Here is a 16,930-nt window from a genome sequence, read left to right on the forward strand (position 1 = left end):
CGCTTCACTCCGAACCACGCAATTGGTGGATGCGTTCCACAAGGCCCCTGGTCGAGGCGTCCCGGTTTGCGGCGCTTTCCTTGCCTTCCACGACAGGCAGGAGGCCGGTGGCCAATTCCTTGCCGAGTTCGACGCCCCACTGGTCGAAGGAGTTGATGTTGAACAGCGTGCCCTCGACGAAGACGCGGTGCTCGTAAAGCGCGATCAGCCGGCCGAAGGTGCGCGGGTCGAGCTTGCGGTAGAGAATGGTCACCGAGGGCCGGTTGCCGGAGAAGACACGATGCGGCGCGATACGGTCGACATCGGCCGGCTTCATGCCCTTGGCCAGCATCTGCGCGCGCGCCTCTTCCAGCGTACGGCCCTTCATCAGCGCTTCCGACTGCGCCAGGCAGTTGGCGAGCAGCAGGTCATGCTGATGCTTGAGATCAGGCTCGTGGCCGACGGCGGCGGCCAGGAACTCGACGGGGATCAAATCGGTGCCCTGGTGCAGCAGCTGGAAGAAGGCGTGCTGGCCGTTGGTGCCTGGCTCGCCCCAGACCAGCGGCCCGGTCGGCGTCGTCACCGGCGTCCCGTCAAGGGTAACGCTCTTGCCGTTCGATTCCATGTCGAGCTGCTGCAGATAGGCCGGCAGTCTGGACAGGCGCTGATCGTAGGGGATGACCGCGCGGGCCGGATAGCCGCAGATCACGCGGTGCCACCAGCCGACCAGCCCGAGGAGCGCCGGCAGGTTTTTCTGGAGCGGCGCGGTGCGGAAGTGTTCGTCCATTTCGTGCGCGCCGTCGAGGAAAGCGCGAAAATTCCTTGGGCCGACGGCGATCATGACCGGCAGGCCGATCGCGCCCCACAGCGAATAGCGGCCGCCGACCCAGTCCCAGAAGCCGAAGACGCGATCCGGCTCGATGCCGAACTTGGCCACCAGGTCGAGCGCGGTAGAGACGGCGGCGAAATGCTTGCCCACGGCCTCCTTGCCGAGCGCCTTCTGCACCCAGTCGCGCGCCGTCTGCGCATTGGTCATCGTCTCGACCGTGGTGAAGGTCTTGGAGGCGATGATGAACAGCGTGGTTTCGGCGGACAGCCCCTTCAGCGTGTCGTGGATGTGAGCGCCGTCGATGTTGGAGACATAGTGGGCGCGCGGGCCGTCATCATAGGGGGCGAGCGCCAGTGTCGCCATGGCCGGACCAAGGTCGGAGCCGCCAATGCCGATGTTGACGATATCGGTGATCTTCTTGCCGGTGGCGCCTGTTGCCTTGCCGGAGCGTATGGCATCGGCGAAGGCGCCCATGGCATCGAGCACGGATATGACATCCGCCTTGACGTCCTGGCCGTCAACCGTGACGCCCTTGCCGCTCAGGTTGCGCAGCGCCGTGTGCAGAACGGCGCGGTCTTCGGTGATGTTGATCTTCTTGCCGGCGAACATGGCGGCGCGACGGCCTTCCAGATCGGCTGCGGCGGCGAGCTTCTCAAGGAAGTCCATGGTCGTCGCATCGACGGCGCATTTCGACCAGTCGAGCAGGAGGTCGCCGTCAGCGGCGGAGAATGTCTTGAAGCGCTGCGGATCGGCGGCAAAGGCCTGGCGCATGTCGCCCGGGGCCGCGGCGCGATGGTCGCGCAGGGCGGCAAGCTGTTTCTGGAAGGCTGACTGATCCACTGGCGGGGACTCCTGGCTTTTTCGACGCACCATATCAGACCGGATGTTTCCGGCGCGTGTCGTCGCGCCCCAACTATTGAGCCGAAATCCATCCGGTCAATACGCGGCGATGACGCAGCACATCACGATGCGATGACACAATGTATCGAGCAAGGAGGTGGGTATCGAGGAGCGAGGTGGTGTCGAGAGCGAGGGGCCGCGCCTTATTTCGAGCTTGAAGGATCACTGGCATAAATCCCAAAGATCAGAAAAATTGATTGGCGCAACCCCTTGTGCCACGGTTACGTTCGGCTGGTCCAGCCAAGCGAAAAAAGCTGGCCATCGAGGAACATCTTCCATGCCACAGAGAAACGACACGGCGATATGGTCCGGCCTGTTCCGGATTTCGGCCGAATCCGGCCAGACCCTGCAGGCGCAGATCCGCCAAGCCATCGTGGCCGCGATTCTCGACCGCCAGATCGCCGCTTCGATGCCGCTGCCTTCCTGCCGTATCCTGGCCGAAAAACTCGGCGTCGCACGCGGAACGGTGGTGCTGGCATTCCAGCAGCTCGTCGACCAGGGTTTCCTGGTGGCGCGCGAGCGGCGCGGCCATTTCGTCAATCCGGACGTGCTGGCGACACCCGCCAAGCCGCACCAGAAAGCACCCGACCAGGCCAACGAGATCGACTGGAAGGCGCGCCGGCAGATCGCGGCAAGCGACATGCCGCCGCCCGCCAAGCACGAGAACTGGATCAAGTCCTCCTACCCCTTCGTGTACGGCCAGTTCGACCCGGCGCTGTTCCCGACCGCCGAGTGGCGCGAGTGCAACCGCATGGCGCTGGCCGTGCTGGAGATCCGCAACTGGGCGTCCGACATGGTCGACCGCGACGATCCGCTGCTGATCGAGCAAATCCAGGCACGGCTGCTGCCCCGGCGCGGCATCTTCGCCAATCCCGACGAGATCATCGTCACGCTGGGCGCCCAGAACGCGCTCTATATGCTGGCCTCGCTGCTGATGACCAAGGGCTCGAAAGTGGCGATGGAGGATCCAGGCTATCCCGACGCACGCTCGATCTTCCGGCTCGCGGGCGCCGACATCGAGCCGGTGCCAGTGGACCAGTCCGGTATCGTAACCTCTTCTATTCCCAATGATTCCGGCTTCGTGTTCGTCACCCCCAGTCATCATTGCCCGACCATGGTGCCGTTGTCGGCGGAGCGGCGGCAGGATCTTCTGGCGCGCGCCAACCGGCACAACCAGATCATCATCGAAGACGGCTATGACAGCCAGCTTCTCGACGAGGCGCCGCAGCAGGCATTGAAGAGCCTCGACCGTTCCGGCCGCGTCGTCTATGTCGGCTCGATGTCGAAGACGCTGGCCCCGGGGCTGCGGCTTGGCTACATCGTGGCTTCCGCTGGACTGATCGCCGAACTCAGGGCGCTGCGCCGCTTCATGCTGCGCCATCCGCCGGCCAACAATCAGCGCGCCGTGGCGCTCTTCCTGTCGCTCGGCCATCACGAAGCGCTGGTGCGGCGGCTGTCGAGCGCCTTCGACGAGCGGCGCAAGCGGCTGGTCCATGCGATTTCGGCCTTCCTGCCGGAATGGCGCTCGACCGACTCGGCCGGCGGCACGTCGCTGTGGCTGGAAGGGCCCCGCGGCACCGATTCCCGCGGTTTGGCCGAAGCCGCGGCCTCGCGCAGCGTCATCATCGAGCCCGGCGACCGCTTCTTCGACCGCACCGAGAAGCCTTCGCGTTTCATGCGGTTGGGCATTTCCTCTATCGCTCTGCAGCACATCGAGCCCGGCATCCGGGAACTCGCCACCGCAGCCGGACGCAGGCCGGCCGCCGCCTGATCCATCAAGCCGATTTCGTGACCGGAGCCGCTTCTCAGCGGCTCCGGTTTGTTTTAGGTCTGGCACATGTAGCTGGGCCAGCTGGCTCATAGGATGGGCCAGTGCCGGCGGCATAGTCGGCGTCAGAGAAGAAGCAGGTTGATGGTGGACCAACCGCCACGAGCTCCTGCCGGTAGAGGTGGAGTGCTTCCATGCCAGTGGCTGTCGAAAAGCAGGACATGCCGGCGAACCGTCGTCCACAACGCTCCGGCGACCGCGAAACGGGACGTGCGGTGAAATCAGCCATTCCACCAAACGGGCCACTACACCAAGCCATGGAAGGCGGCAGTTACGGGCCATTGCGCGGAAACGACTGCGAGCGCATTCATGAGGGCGTGCTGACGCTTCTGGAAACGGTCGGCTTCGCCAACGCCATCCCGTCCTGCATAAAAGTCCTGACCAAGGCTGGCGCCATCCATGGCGACGATGGCCGCATCCGTTTCCCCCGTGCGCTCGTACTCGACACCATCAAGCGAGCCGCGCGGCATTTCACGCTGCATGGCCAGGACCCCAGGCACGACATGGTGATCCAGGGCAAGCGCGTCCATTACGGCACGGCGGGTATCGCCGTGCATCTGGTGGATCTCGAAAAACGCGAGTATCGCGAATCGAAGCTGCAGGACATCTATGACGCCGCCCGCATCGTCGATGGACTGAGCAACATCCATTTTTTCCAGCGGCCGATGGTGGCGCGCGACATCGCCGACCCGCTCGATATGGATTTCAACACGCTCTACGCCTGCGTGATGGGGACGTCGAAGCATGTCGGCACGTCCTTCACCGTGCGCGAGAATGTGAAGCCGGCGCTCGAAATGCTCTATGCCATCGCCGGTGGCGAGGAGAATTTCCGCGCCCGGCCATTCGTTTCCAACTCCAACTCCTTCGTCGTGCCACCGATGAAGTTCGCCGAGGATGCCTGCGGCGTGCTCGAGGCCTGTGTCGAAGGCGGCATCCCCATCCTGCTCCTCTCCACCGGCCAGTCCGGAACAACCGCTCCGGCGGCGATGGCCGGCGCGGTCGCGCAGGCAGTGGCCGAAGTGCTGGCTGGCCTGGTATATGTCAACGCACTCAAGCCGGGACATCCGGCGATCTTCGGCGCCTGGCCGTTCATGTCGGACCTGCGCACCAACACCATGGCCGGGGGCTCGGCCGAACAGGCGGTGGTAACGGCGGCCTGCGCGCAGATGGCGCAATTCTACGACCTGCCCGGCGGCTCGGCCGCCGGCATGACAGACTCGAAACTGCCCGATATCCAGTCCGGCTACGAGAAGGGCATCACCAATGTGATGGCCGGCCTCTCGGGCCTCAACCTCGTCTACGAATCGGCCGGCATGCATGCCTCGCTGCTCGGCTTCTGCCTGGAAAGCCTGATCATCGACAATGACATGCTTGGCCATTGCTTGCGCTGCGCACGCGGCATCGAAGTGACGGACGAAGCGCTGTCGATCGACACCATCGCCGATGTCTGCCTCAAGGGTCCGGGCCATTATCTTGACAACGAGCAAACGCTCAAGTCGGCCCGGGCAGAGCGTTTTTATCCCGCCTTCGGCGACCGTTCCTCACCGAAGGAATGGAACGAAAAAGGCCGCCCTGATATATTGGCCCGGGCGATCGACGAAAAGAAGCGCATCCTTGCGGAACGATTTCCGCGGCACGTGCCCAAGCTGGTCGACGACAGATTGCGCGCCCGCTTCGGCAACCTGATCCACCTGCCGCGAGCGAGCATGGGCGGCTAGCCAGAAGACCGACATACAGATAGCCACCGACAGAACCAACCATTGGGCAGAACGACAAATGAGCGTCTATCCTATCCAGCAAGCCGCAAATACCGAAGATGCCATCGATCGGCTGGTGGCCTCGCACCGGCCAGGCTACGGCCTGACGCGCCCATTCTACCACGACCAGGATATTTTCGAGCGGGACATGGAACGTCTGTTCCGCCGCCATTGGCACTGCCTGGCGCATGCCAGCGTCATTCCCAACCCCGGCGACTTCGAACTGTTCAAGCTCGGTGACGAGGCGGTCATCCTGTCGCGTGGCATGGATGGCACCGTGCATGCCATGCTCAATGTCTGCCGCCATCGCGGCGCCGAGGTCTGCACCAAAGAGAAGGGCAACGCGAAAGTGTTCGTCTGCCCGTACCATGCATGGACCTATTCCAATGACGGCTCGCTGCGCGCCGCCAGGCTGATGCCGAAGGATTTCGACCGCACCGCGCACGGGCTGAAGAAGCTCCATGTCCGCGTCGCGACCGGCCTTGTCTTCATCTCCTTCGCCGAGACGCCACTCGATTTCGATCCGATCGAGCAATCTTTGCGCACGAGTTGCGGACAATATGGGTGGGGCGATGCCAAGGTGGCGTATCGCCAAAGCTACCCGCTCGAGGCGAACTGGAAGCTCGCCGTCGAAAATTATGTCGAATGCTACCATTGCGGACCGGCGCATCCCGAATATTCGCAGACGCACGCGCTGGAAAAGCCCGCGGAGATGATCGAGCAGCTCAATGCCGCGATGGAACAGCGGACCTGCGCTCTCGGCATCGAGATCGGCAGCGGCGATCGCTGGCAGAATTCGGCCGCCGGCCAGGAGGCGATCCACACCTTCCGCTATGCGCTCTATGACGGCGTTTCGAGCGGCAGCCGGGACGGCTCCCCCGTCGCGCCACTGATGGGCCGCTTCACCGACTATGACGGCGGCGTCACCTCCATCCATCTTGGCGGCACGACTTTCCTCGTCTGCTACCCCGACCATGGGATGATCTACCGATTCATCCCGAAAACGGCTCAGACCTGCGAGATGGAACTGATCTGGCTGGTGCGCGGCGACGCTGTCGAAGGCCAGGACTACGATCTGGAGAAACTGACCTGGCTGTGGAAGGTCACCACGGACGAGGACAAGAAGATCATCGAGCATACGGCGCGCGGCGTACGCTCGCACTATTTCGTGCCCGGACCGATCGCGCCGATGGAGTACAACGAGCTGCGTTATATCGGCTGGTATCTCCAGGAGATAAGCCGGGCTTAGAGCGGTTTCAGCGTTTCACGAAAGCACTCAGCCAGCGCTCAGTCGGCGCCCAGCCCGAAGCGCTCAACCACCTCGGCGTTGATCAGCTTGGCGTGCAGTGCCATCAGCACGATCTGCGCATCGAGATCGTCGCCGGTTTCGAGGGCGGCCCCGATCCGGCGCTCCGCGTCGAGCCGCTGCTGTGGACCTTGCGCACGCTCGAAGGTTTCCGGTCCGGCGATGCAGTAGCTGAACAGGTTCGCTACCCGCGGATAGGCCTGCGGCGGCGGCTCCTCGGGCCAGTGGTCCTTCATCAGATTGACGATGGTTAGTTTCACCCCTTCGGGCACGAGGGCGGGATGCAGGTCGGCGCCACGCAAGGCGGCATCGAGCTGCCGCAAATCACCCGAGCGGCCGAACATGCCGAGAAAGCCGAGGGAAGAGCGTCGTCCCGCCATTGCTGGTCCAATCCGTTTTCCACCAGTTAGGGGGTTCGGAAGCGGAATACAAAGGCGCCGGATAATCTAAAGCGCGTCGCGTCGAAACGGATTCATGCGACGCGCCTTAGATCTTGTTTCGATGCAGGGCGTTGTCCCGGAACCGAAGACACTTTCGGGCGACATGCATTAGCCGCCCGCGGCGAGCAGCAACACGCCGGCAACAGCGCATCCCGCAAGCGTCGGCAGCACACCGGTTTTCAACTTCAGGATGGCGACCATGGCGGCCACTGAAAGCAGCGCGGCTCGCCAGTCGATCGACGAAAGCACCGGCACATTCATGCCAAGGCCCGTCATGCGCACTTCGCGGAAGACGACGTGCAAGGCGAACCACAGAGCAAGGTTCATGACGACGCCGACCACGGCGGCGGTGATCGCGCCCAGCGCGGCCGACAGGGCCTTGTTGCCGCGCAGGGCCTCGATGTAGGGCGCGCCGAGGAATATCCAGAAGAAGCAGGGTGTGAACGTAACCCACAGCGTCAGCAGCGCTCCAAGCGATCCGCCAAGCAGTGCGTCCAGCGAGCCGGAGTGGCGAAACGCGGCGATGAAGCCGACGAATTGCAACACCAGGATGAGTGGACCCGGCGTGGTCTCGGCAAGGCCAAGGCCATCGACCATTTCACCAGGGGCGAGCCAGCCGAAGGACTGCACGGCTGCCTGCGCGACATAGGCAAGAACCGCGTAGGCGCCGCCGAAGGTGACCACCGCCATGAGGCTGAAGAAGCCGCCAATCTGCGTCCACACGCTGCTCCTTCCGGTGAGCGCCCACAGCAACAGAACTGGCCCGAGCCAGATCGGCAGCCAGATCGCGATGGTGCGCGGCGCATGCCATCGTGTCGGCCTGGTATGGGCCAGTTCGCCGCGTTCGAACATCAGGTCGACCGCGCCCCTGATATCGGGAGCGTCGTTCTTGCCGTGCGCCGCGCCGGAAAACAGGGCTGGCGCGACACGGTTTCCCACCCATCCCACCGATCCCGCAATCAGGACGATGAGCGGGAACGGGATGGCGAGCACATAGATGCCGAGAAAAGCGCAAAGCGCGATCGCCACCATCAACCGGTTCTTCAAGGCGCGGCGGCCGATGCGGATCACCGCCTCGACCACGACCGCGAGCACGGCGGCCTTGACCCCGAAGAACAGCGCCGCGACCAGCGGGACATCACCATAGAGCGCATAGAGAATGCTCAGGGTGAGCATGACGAGTGCGCCGGGCACCACGAACAGAACACCGGCGACAAGGCCGCCGATCGTCCTGTGCAGCAGCCAGCCGATATAGATGGCAAGTTGCTGGGCCTCGGGACCGGGCAGCAGCATGCAGTAGTTCAGCGCATGCAGGAAACGCTGTTCGCCGATCCAGCGCCGGTCCTCGACCAATTCCTTGTGCATGAGCGCGATCTGCCCGGCCGGCCCGCCGAAGCTCAGCAATCCGATCTTCGCCCAGAGTTTCGTGGCTTCGCGGAAGCTCGGGACCGCCGGCGCCTCGACGAGGTCGGCATCATTGCCCGAAATGAGGCTGCTCATGACGGCTTTGCCCCGCCCGGCCAGTTGTGCGTCTCGTCAGTGGCGTCGCGACACCAGCGGAAGAACGCGTCATAGAGCATCGTGCCGGCCTCCAGCTGCTCCAGATCGTCGCGGAACATGCGTGACAGGCCAAGGGAGGCGGCCAGAAATCCGGCTGCCTGGGGAACGAGATCCAGGCGTGCGGTGTCGGCCGCGCGCACGATCGTGGCAAGCCGATCGAGTGCCTGGGATTCCAGCCCGAACTCCTCGATCATCGTGTCGAAGGTGCAGCGCTCGCCGCGATGACTCCAGAACACATTGTCGATGTCGAAAGGCACGGCCTGAAAGCGGTCTGCGACAGCCGGAACCTCAGCGGGTTCGACGAAGAGAAACACCGCGTCGGGATCGATGAAGCGCCGGATCAGCCATGGGCAAGCGATGCGATCGACCTTGGGGCGAGCCCGCGTTACCCAGACGGTGCGGCCCTTTTCATCGCGGGAAGGTATCATGTCGGCGCGGACCAGAAGCCCGCCGGCATCGCGCCAGGCTTCGAAGCCGCCTTCGAGGGATTCGGCGGCAATGCCTTCATGCCGCAGCCACGCGGCAACCCCTTGCGAAAGCTTTTGCCCCTTCTGGCAAACGACGGCCACTTGGCTGCCGGCAAGGTCGTTTGCCCAAGCCGAGACCGTTTTGAAATTGCGCCGGTGAGAGGCCGGCAGCAGGCGCGGGTCGGCGTCGTAGTCTTCATCGATACGGACATCGACGATCACAGGCGCGCCCGGCAGACCAATCAGACGGGATAGTTGCTGTACGGTGATAGCGGTTGTTGACGGCATGGCGTCCACCTCCTGAAGAAGCCTGGACGCGAACATTGGGCTGACGCCTCACGGGGTCGTCGCGATACACCCCTTGCGATGATGGTGGAATTGTTGGGCTGGCTTGTCAAGGACGGAACGTCTCCCGGCCCGTGGCCGTGAGAACGGCGGCCTGATCGAAGGCCGCCGGTCGTCGTCATCCATCATCAGTGGCCAGCCAGGAATAATCGATGACTATTCCCGGGAGTAATCAATGATTGTCGCGAGGCACTCCCATGGTGTGGGCGACATCCTGATATTTCACCGCCGGCTTCAGCACCATGCCGGTCGAGAACTGGTCGACCATGCCGCGCTGGATCTCCTGCCATGGCGTCTGGTGCTGGGGATAATGATAGCCGCCATCCTTCTGCAGCTCGGCGCGTCGCCGTGTGATCTCGTCATCGCTGACGAGGATGTTCGCCGTGCCCTTCCGCAGGTCGATGCGGACGCGGTCGCCGGTCTTGAGCAGCGCCAGGCCGCCGCCGACCGCGGCTTCCGGCGAGGCGTTCAGGATCGACGGTGAGCCCGACGTACCGGACTGGCGGCCATCGCCGATGCAGGCCAGCGCGTGGATACCCTTCTTGATCAGGTAGGCCGGCGGCTGCATGTTGACGACCTCGGCGCCGCCGGGATAGCCGACGGGACCGGCGCCGCGCATAAACAGGATGGTATGCTCGTCTATGCCTTGCGCCGGATCGTCAATGCGGGCGTGGTAATCCTCGGGCCCGTCGAAGACCATGGCGTTGCCTTCGAAGGCTTCCGGGTCGTTCGGGTTCGACAGATAGCGCTCGCGGAATTCCGGCGAAATGCCGCTCATCTTCATGATCGCCGAATCGAACAGATTGCCCTTGAAATTGATAAAGCCGGCATTGGCCTTCAGCGGCTCGGCCACCGTGCGGATGACGTCGGTATTCTCGTTGGCGACGCCCTCGCAGTTGGCGCCGATCGACTTGCCATTGACGGTCAAGGCATCGGGATGCGGCAGCATTCCGGCCTTCATCAGTTCGGCGACCACGGCAGGCACGCCACCGGCGTGGTGATAGTCCTCGCCCAGATATTCACCTGACGGCTGCAGATTGACGATGAGCGGCACTTTGAGGCCGATGGTCTGCCAGTCGTCATTGTCGAGCGGCACGCCGAGATGGCGGGCGATGGCGTTGAGATGGATCGGCGCGTTGGTCGAGCCGCCGATCGCCGAATTGACGACGATGGCGTTTTCGAAAGCCGCGCGGGTCATGATATCGGACGGTTTCAGGTCTTCGTGCACCATGTCGACGATGCGCTTGCCGGTTTCGTAGGCGATCTGGCCGCGCTCGCGGTAGGGCGCCGGAATGGCGGCCGAACCGGGCAGTTGCATGCCGAGCGCCTCGGCCAGCGAATTCATCGTGGTGGCCGTGCCCATCGTGTTGCAGTAGCCGGTGGACGGCGCCGAGGACGCGACGATGTCCATGAACTCGTCATAGCCGATCTCGCCGGCCGACAGGCGCTGGCGCGATTCCCAGACGATGGTGCCCGAGCCGGTACGCTTGCCCTTATGCCAGCCATTGAGCATCGGGCCGACCGACAGCGCGATGGCCGGGATGTTGACGGTCGCCGCCGCCATCAGCAAGGCAGGCGTGGTCTTGTCGCAGCCGATGGTGAGCACGACGCCGTCGAGCGGATAGCCGTAGAGCACCTCGACAAGGCTGAGATAGGCGAGGTTGCGGTCGAGGGCGGCGGTCGGCCGCTTGCCGGTCTCCTGGATCGGGTGACAGGGGAATTCGAAAGGAATGCCGCCCATCGAGACGATGCCTTCGCGCACGCGCTTGGCAAGTTCGATATGGTGCCGGTTGCAAGGCGAAAGGTCAGAGCCCGTCTGCGCGATGCCGATCAGCGGTTTGCCAGACATCAGCTCGGCGCGTGTCAGCCCGTAATTCAGGTAGCGCTCGAGATAAAGCGCCGTCATTCCCGGATTGTCGGGATTGTCGAACCACTCCTGCGAGCGGAACTTTTTCTTTTTCGTGGGGGCGCCGGCCATCATGGTCTCCGTATTTGTATGACAAATCGATATGACAACGCGCGGATGCAGGCAAGGGGCACGCGTGATCTGAATCCGGACTTTGGTGCGATAGACAGCTATCGAGCCGCACGCTACGACCAATCCGACATCGGCGATGCGGGAGGTTTAGATGGCTTTGGTGATCGAGGGCGAGGAACGTATCGCCGCACCCGTGCAGAAAGTGTGGGAAGCGCTGAACGACCCAGCCGTCCTGAGGGGCGCCATCCCAGGCTGCCAGAGCCTGGAAATGAAATCGGCGACCGAGATGGCGGCAACGGTGGTGCTGAAGATCGGGCCGATCAAGGCCACCTTCAACGGCGAAGTGACGCTCAGGAATCTCAAGCCGCCGCATGCCTACACCATCCAGGGCGAAGGCAAGGGCGGCATCGCCGGCTTCGCCAAGGGCGGCGCCGACGTCACGCTCACCGCCGACGGGCCGGACGCGACGGTCCTCAAATATGCGGCCAAGGCAGAAGTCGGCGGCAAGATCGCGCAGCTTGGCAGCCGGCTGATCGAATCGACGTCGAAGAAACTGGCCGGACAGTTCTTTTCGGCTTTCGGCGAGAAAGTGGGCGGCTGACGCACTCCCCGTGAGGGTTCACTCAAAGACGATACTCGGCACGGCCGCTTCGGCCGCGCCGCGTTCCTCGTTGACCCTGTCCCAGACCTTGGAGGCGATATCGCGGTAGATTTTCGCCTCGGCGCCATCCGGCTTCGAGACGACCACCGGCGTGCCGGCGTCAGAGCTCTCGCGGATGCCCATTTCAAGCGGCACCTCGCCAAGGAAGGTGACGCCGAGCCTCTCCGCCTCGCGGCGCGCGCCGCCATGGCCGAAGATGTCGTATCGCTTGCCGGTATCCGGGGCGATGAAGTAGCTCATGTTCTCGACGATGCCGAGCAGCGGCACATCGACTTTCCGAAACATATTGAGGCCCTTGCGGGCGTCGATCAGTGCCAGGTCCTGCGGCGTCGAGACGATGACGGCACCGGCCAACGGCACCTGCTGGGCCATGGTCAGTTGCGCATCGCCCGTGCCGGGCGGCATATCGACGACGAGCACGTCGAGCCGCCCCCATTCTACCTCGCGCAGCATCTGCGTCAGCGCCGACATCACCATCGGCCCGCGCCAGATCATCGGCGTCTCCTCATCGACGAGGAAACCCATCGACATCACCTTGAGGCCGTAGTTCTCCATCGGTTTCAGGATCTTGCCGTCGATTGTCTGCGGCCGGCCATGGATGTTAAGCAGTCTGGGCATCGACGGGCCATAGATGTCGGCATCCAGCACACCGACCCGCAAGCCATTGGCGGCCAGGCCAAGCGCCAGGTTGACGGCCGTGGTCGACTTTCCGACGCCACCCTTGCCGGAAGCAACCGCTATGATCGCCTCGATGCCGGGCACGCCGCGCTTGCCCTGGCTCTGCGAAGAAGGACCATGCGGAGCCGCCCGCGGTGCCGCAGCGACCGGAGCCGTCGGCGCCGGCCTGGGTGCGGGACGCGATGGAACCGACGCCTCCATGCCGCCGCCTTTCTTTTCAGCCGTCAGCGCGACGACCGCACCGGCGACGCCGGGAATGGCCTTCACCACCCGCTCGGCGGCGGCGCGCAACGGCTCCATCTCCTGAGCGCGCGCGGCGGGAACGGTGATCGAGAAGAACACTTTCGAATCGGCGATGAAAATCTCCGAAACCATGCCGAGGTCGACGATGTTGCCGGTAAAGTCCGGCCCGTTCACCGTCTTCAGGCGCTCGGTGACGATTTCCTTGGTGATGGACATGGCTGTTGTTCCCTGGCGTTCGGCTGCAGCTCACATAGTGCAGATCGCGGACCGCTCCAAGCGCCAGGCATGATGGCGGTCGTCAAGCGGCCTGGGCGACCTATTTCCATGACCAGAGGGAATGACAACCAGGGAAGGAGACGATCATGCTTGCAAACAGCAACGCATCGGCAAACCTCGCCGTGAAGGATCTGGCAAGGGCCAAGGCCTTCTATGAGAGAACACTCGGCCTGGAACAGGTGCACGATGAGGGCGGCGAATTGATCGTCTACAAAAGCGGCGATACCACGATCAATGTCTATCGCTCCGAATTCGCAGGGACCAACAAGGCGACGGCGGTAACCTGGATGGTCGGCGACACCATCGCCGATGTCGTCAACGCCCTCAAGTCGAAGGGTGTCGCCTTCGAGCATTACGAGATGCCCGGCCTAACGATGGAGGGTGACCTGCATGTCGGCGGCGGCATGAAAGTCGCATGGTTCAAGAATCCGGACGGCAACATCCTCAATCTCGTGGATCGGTAGATCCCGGCGATCGAGGCAGCGCTGCGCGATCGCTTTTTTATGCATGTCGTTGTCCCAAAACCGAAGTCACTTTCGGGCGACATGCATTGGAGGATTGAGCGCGACACCATCTGGCGCGACGCCACCGCGCCGGATAGCTTCCCCCAATGATCGACAAGCTGGAATTCTTCATCGCGCTGGCCAAGGAAGAGCACTTCGGCCGGGCGGCCGAGGCGTGCGGGGTCACGCAGCCGACCTTGTCGGCCGGCATCAAGCAGCTCGAGGGCCAGCTCGGCGTCATGTTGGTCAATCGCGGGTCGCGGTTCCAGGGGCTGACCCCGGAGGGCAAGCAAGTGTTGGTCTGGGCGCGCCGCATCGTCGGCGACTCCAGGACCATGCGCGAGGAGATGCGCGCCGCCCGGTATGGCCTTTCCGGCCGCATCCGGATTGCAGCAATCCCGACGGCATTGGCGATGGTCGCGAGATTGACGACGCCCTTTCGAGACAAGCACCCAGGCGTCACCTTTTCGGTGCTGTCGCGGACCTCGATCGAAGTGCTGTCGCTGCTTGGCAATTTCGATGTCGATGCGGGCATCACCTATCTCGACAACGAACCGCTGGGACGGGTGACCAGCGTGCCCCTCTATGACGAGCGCTACCAATTGATCACCGCAATCGGCAATCCCTATTCCGACCGCGACAAAGTGACATGGTCCGAGATCAGCCAGTTGCCGCTGTGCCTTCTGACGCCGGACATGCAGAACCGCCGCATCATCGACCAGCACCTGGCGGAAGCCGGCGTGCAGGTGCGGCCGACGCTGGAATCGAATTCGATGATCGTGCTGTTCTCGCACATCCGGACCGGCAAATGGTCATCGATCATGCCACTCAACCTTGCGGAAACATTCGGTTTTTCCGAACCGATCCGGGCCATTCCGATCGTCGAGCCCGATGCCAGCCACACAGTCGGGCTGGTCGCCGCGCCGCGCGAGCCGCACACGCCGCTGGTGCAGGCGCTGCTGGACGAGGCGATGGCGCTGGCAGACGATTTCCGCGCCCACCGCTAGGCTAGACAATGCTGAGCGCAGCTCGTCGATAGAAGATTTCTATCGAGCAACGAAACAGCTTTATTGATTTCGCGGGTTTCCTCTGATTTTGTAAAGACTTAGCGATAAAAGCTATCGACCAGGGAGGGCGCTGCATGACGATGCAGCCTGCAAGTACCGAGATCGCATCGCGCACGGCGGCGATTATCCAGGAGTTGAAGGACCTCGAAGGTCCGCTGCTGCCGATCCTCCACGGCATCCAGGAAGAATTCGGCCACGTCCCGCAGGATGCCGTCCCCGTCATTGCCGACGGCCTGAACCTGTCCAGGGCCGAGGTGCATGGTGTCGTGACTTTCTATCATGATTTCCGCGCGCGCCCGGCCGGGCGGCACGTGCTCAAGCTCTGCCAGGCGGAAGCCTGCCAGTCGATGGGTTCGGACGCGGTCGCCGCCAAGGTCAAGCAGTTGCTCGGCATCGACTTCCATGAGACCACGCGTGACGGATCGGTTACGCTGGAACCGGTCTATTGCCTCGGGCTGTGCGCCTGCTCGCCATCTGCGATGCTGGATGGCGAGGTGATCGGTCGGTTGGATGACGACAAGATCGACGAGATCGTCGCCGAGGTGCGCTCATGACCCCCCGTATCTATATTCCCGGCGATTCCGGCGCACTGGCGCTGGGCGCGGAAAAGGTCGCGAAGGCCGTCGCCAAGGAACTCGCGGAGCGCGGCATCGAGGCCAAGATTGTGCGCAACGGCTCGCGCGGCGCCTATTTCCTCGAACCGATGGTCGAAGTGGCGACGGCCAATGGCCGTGTCGCCTACGGGCCGGTGAAACCGTCGGACGTGAAGAGCCTGTTCGACAGCGGTTTTCTCACCGGCGGCCATCACAAGCGCTGGCTCGGCGCACCGGACAAGATTCCGTTCCTGGCCAAACAAACTCGCTTGACGTTTGCACGTTGTGGCATCAACGACCCGCTGTCGCTCGATGCCTACAAGTCGCTCGGCGGACTGAGCGGCCTGCGGAACGCGGTGGCCATGACGCCCGCCGACGTCGTCAAGCAGGTCACCGACTCCGGCCTGCGCGGCCGCGGCGGCGCAGGCTTCCCGACCGGCATCAAATGGAAGACGGTGCTCGATACGACATCGGAGCGCAAATACATCGTCTGCAACGCCGATGAAGGCGACAGCGCCACCTTCGCCGATCGCATGATCATGGAGGGCGACCCCTTCGTGCTCATCGAAGGCATGACCATCGCCGGCATCGCCACCGGCGCGACCAAGGGTTTCGTCTATATCCGCTCGGAATATCCGCACGCGGTGGCTGTCATGAACAAGGCCGTCGAGATCGCCCGCAAGGCCGGTGTGCTCGGCGTCAATGTGCTGGGTTCGCCTAACGCCTTCGACATGGAAATCCGCGTCGGTGCCGGCGCCTATGTCTGCGGCGAGGAAACCTCGCTCTTGAACAGCCTGGAAGGCAAGCGCGGCGTGGTGCGCGCCAAGCCGCCGCTGCCCGCGATACAGGGTTTGTTCGGCAAGCCGACGGTGATCAACAACGTCATTTCGCTGGCTTCCGTACCCATCATCATGGACAAGGGCGCCGCCTTCTACAAGGATTTCGGCATGGGCCGCTCGCGCGGCACGATCCCGATCCAGATCGCCGGCAACGTCAAGCAAGGCGGCCTGTTCGAAACCGCTTTCGGCCTGACGCTGGGCGAGATCGTCGACGAGATCGGTGGCGGCACGTCCACCGGGCGTCCGGTGAAGGCAGTGCAGGTCGGCGGCCCGCTCGGCGCCTACTTCCCGCGCGCACTGTTCGACACGCCGTTCGACTACGAGGAATTCGCCAAGCGCGATGGACTGATCGGCCACGCCGGCATCACGGTTTTCGACGATACCGCCGACATGCTGAAGCAGGCACGCTTCGCCATGGAATTCTGCGCCATCGAAAGCTGCGGCAAGTGCACGCCTTGCCGCATCGGCTCGACGCGGGGCGTGGAAACCATCGACAGGCTCGCCGCCGGAATCGAGCCGGAAAAGAACCTCGCTTTGGTCACCGACCTCTGCAACACGATGAAGTTCGGTTCGCTCTGCGCGCTGGGCGGCTTCACGCCCTACCCGGTGATGAGCTCGATCACGCATTTCCCCGAGGATTTCAAGCCCGCGCCAGCGCGCGTGGCTGCTGAATAGGAGCTG

14 protein-coding genes are annotated in these 16,930 nt (G+C 63.5%); 8 read left to right on the forward strand and 6 right to left on the reverse strand.

The window, feature by feature from the left end; all coding sequences use genetic code 11:
• Positions 1 to 4: 4 nt before the first annotated feature.
• Positions 5 to 1,681: a glucose-6-phosphate isomerase gene (pgi, locus tag FJ527_RS02305; RefSeq protein WP_181166266.1), complete on the reverse strand. Its 1,677-nt coding sequence runs from the start codon at positions 1,679 to 1,681 to the stop codon at positions 5 to 7.
• 304 nt (positions 1,682 to 1,985) lie between these two features.
• On the opposite strand from pgi, the gene FJ527_RS02310 reads away from it, so the two are divergent.
• The 3 genes from FJ527_RS02310 (at position 1,986) to FJ527_RS02320 (ending at position 6,542) form a co-directional block, all read left to right on the forward strand.
• Complete coding sequence (locus FJ527_RS02310; RefSeq protein WP_015314107.1) at positions 1,986 to 3,479, forward strand: PLP-dependent aminotransferase family protein; 1,494 nt, start codon at positions 1,986 to 1,988, stop codon at positions 3,477 to 3,479.
• Between the two features lie 191 nt (positions 3,480 to 3,670).
• Positions 3,671 to 5,254: a trimethylamine methyltransferase family protein gene (locus FJ527_RS02315; RefSeq protein WP_140714163.1), complete on the forward strand. Its 1,584-nt coding sequence runs from the start codon at positions 3,671 to 3,673 to the stop codon at positions 5,252 to 5,254.
• 58 nt (positions 5,255 to 5,312) lie between these two features.
• Positions 5,313 to 6,542 carry an aromatic ring-hydroxylating dioxygenase subunit alpha gene (locus tag FJ527_RS02320; protein ID WP_015314109.1) on the forward strand — a complete coding sequence of 410 codons (1,230 nt, stop codon included), beginning with the start codon at positions 5,313 to 5,315 and terminating at the stop codon, positions 6,540 to 6,542.
• 38 nt (positions 6,543 to 6,580) lie between these two features.
• Here FJ527_RS02320 and FJ527_RS02325 read toward each other — a convergent pair whose 3' ends face one another.
• From FJ527_RS02325 to FJ527_RS02340, 4 genes are all read right to left on the reverse strand, one after another.
• Positions 6,581 to 6,979, reverse strand: coding sequence for a hypothetical protein (locus FJ527_RS02325; protein WP_140614852.1), 399 nt, complete (start codon positions 6,977 to 6,979; stop codon positions 6,581 to 6,583).
• 168 nt (positions 6,980 to 7,147) lie between these two features.
• The gene (gene chrA / locus FJ527_RS02330) at positions 7,148 to 8,539 is read right to left on the reverse strand and encodes a chromate efflux transporter (protein ID WP_140821492.1); all 1,392 of its coding nucleotides are present in this window, start codon (positions 8,537 to 8,539) and stop codon (positions 7,148 to 7,150) included.
• Entirely contained in the window at positions 8,536 to 9,354 is an 819-nt protein-coding gene (locus tag FJ527_RS02335; RefSeq protein WP_140714428.1) for a chromate resistance protein ChrB domain-containing protein, read from the reverse strand. Before FJ527_RS02335 ends, chrA begins: the two co-directional genes overlap by 4 nt.
• A gap of 229 nt (positions 9,355 to 9,583) precedes the next feature.
• Positions 9,584 to 11,389 carry an IlvD/Edd family dehydratase gene (locus FJ527_RS02340; RefSeq protein WP_015314113.1) on the reverse strand — a complete coding sequence of 602 codons (1,806 nt, stop codon included), beginning with the start codon at positions 11,387 to 11,389 and terminating at the stop codon, positions 9,584 to 9,586.
• A gap of 151 nt (positions 11,390 to 11,540) precedes the next feature.
• Between FJ527_RS02340 and FJ527_RS02345 the strand changes: the two genes are divergently transcribed.
• Positions 11,541 to 11,990 (forward strand): carbon monoxide dehydrogenase subunit G, encoded by a 450-nt coding sequence (locus FJ527_RS02345; RefSeq protein ID WP_140614856.1) that lies wholly within the window; start codon positions 11,541 to 11,543, stop codon positions 11,988 to 11,990.
• 18 nt (positions 11,991 to 12,008) lie between these two features.
• Here the strand turns inward: FJ527_RS02345 and FJ527_RS02350 are convergent, their stop codons facing one another.
• Positions 12,009 to 13,187, reverse strand: coding sequence for an Mrp/NBP35 family ATP-binding protein (locus FJ527_RS02350; RefSeq protein ID WP_140714167.1), 1,179 nt, complete (start codon positions 13,185 to 13,187; stop codon positions 12,009 to 12,011).
• Between the two features lie 146 nt (positions 13,188 to 13,333).
• Here FJ527_RS02350 and FJ527_RS02355 point away from each other — a divergent pair, with 146 nt between their 5' ends.
• The 4 genes from FJ527_RS02355 to FJ527_RS02370 all read left to right on the forward strand — a co-directional run bounded on the left by FJ527_RS02355 (position 13,334) and on the right by FJ527_RS02370 (position 16,924).
• On the forward strand, positions 13,334 to 13,711 hold the full coding sequence (locus FJ527_RS02355) for a VOC family protein (protein ID WP_140821494.1): 378 nt from the start codon (positions 13,334 to 13,336) through the stop codon (positions 13,709 to 13,711).
• Between the two features lie 146 nt (positions 13,712 to 13,857).
• Positions 13,858 to 14,757, forward strand: a complete 900-nt coding sequence (locus FJ527_RS02360) for a LysR family transcriptional regulator (protein WP_015314117.1) — start codon at positions 13,858 to 13,860, stop codon at positions 14,755 to 14,757.
• 134 nt (positions 14,758 to 14,891) lie between these two features.
• Positions 14,892 to 15,371, forward strand: coding sequence for a formate dehydrogenase subunit gamma (locus FJ527_RS02365; protein WP_023783362.1), 480 nt, complete (start codon positions 14,892 to 14,894; stop codon positions 15,369 to 15,371).
• Entirely contained in the window at positions 15,368 to 16,924 is a 1,557-nt protein-coding gene (locus tag FJ527_RS02370) for an NADH-quinone oxidoreductase subunit NuoF (protein ID WP_140786990.1), read from the forward strand. The genes FJ527_RS02365 and FJ527_RS02370 overlap by 4 nt, the downstream gene beginning before the upstream one ends.
• Positions 16,925 to 16,930: the final 6 nt, after the last annotated feature.

The sequence above is a fragment of the Mesorhizobium sp. B2-4-18 genome, assembly GCF_006441385.1.
In the GTDB taxonomy this organism is placed as follows: domain Bacteria; phylum Pseudomonadota; class Alphaproteobacteria; order Rhizobiales; family Rhizobiaceae; genus Mesorhizobium; species Mesorhizobium australicum.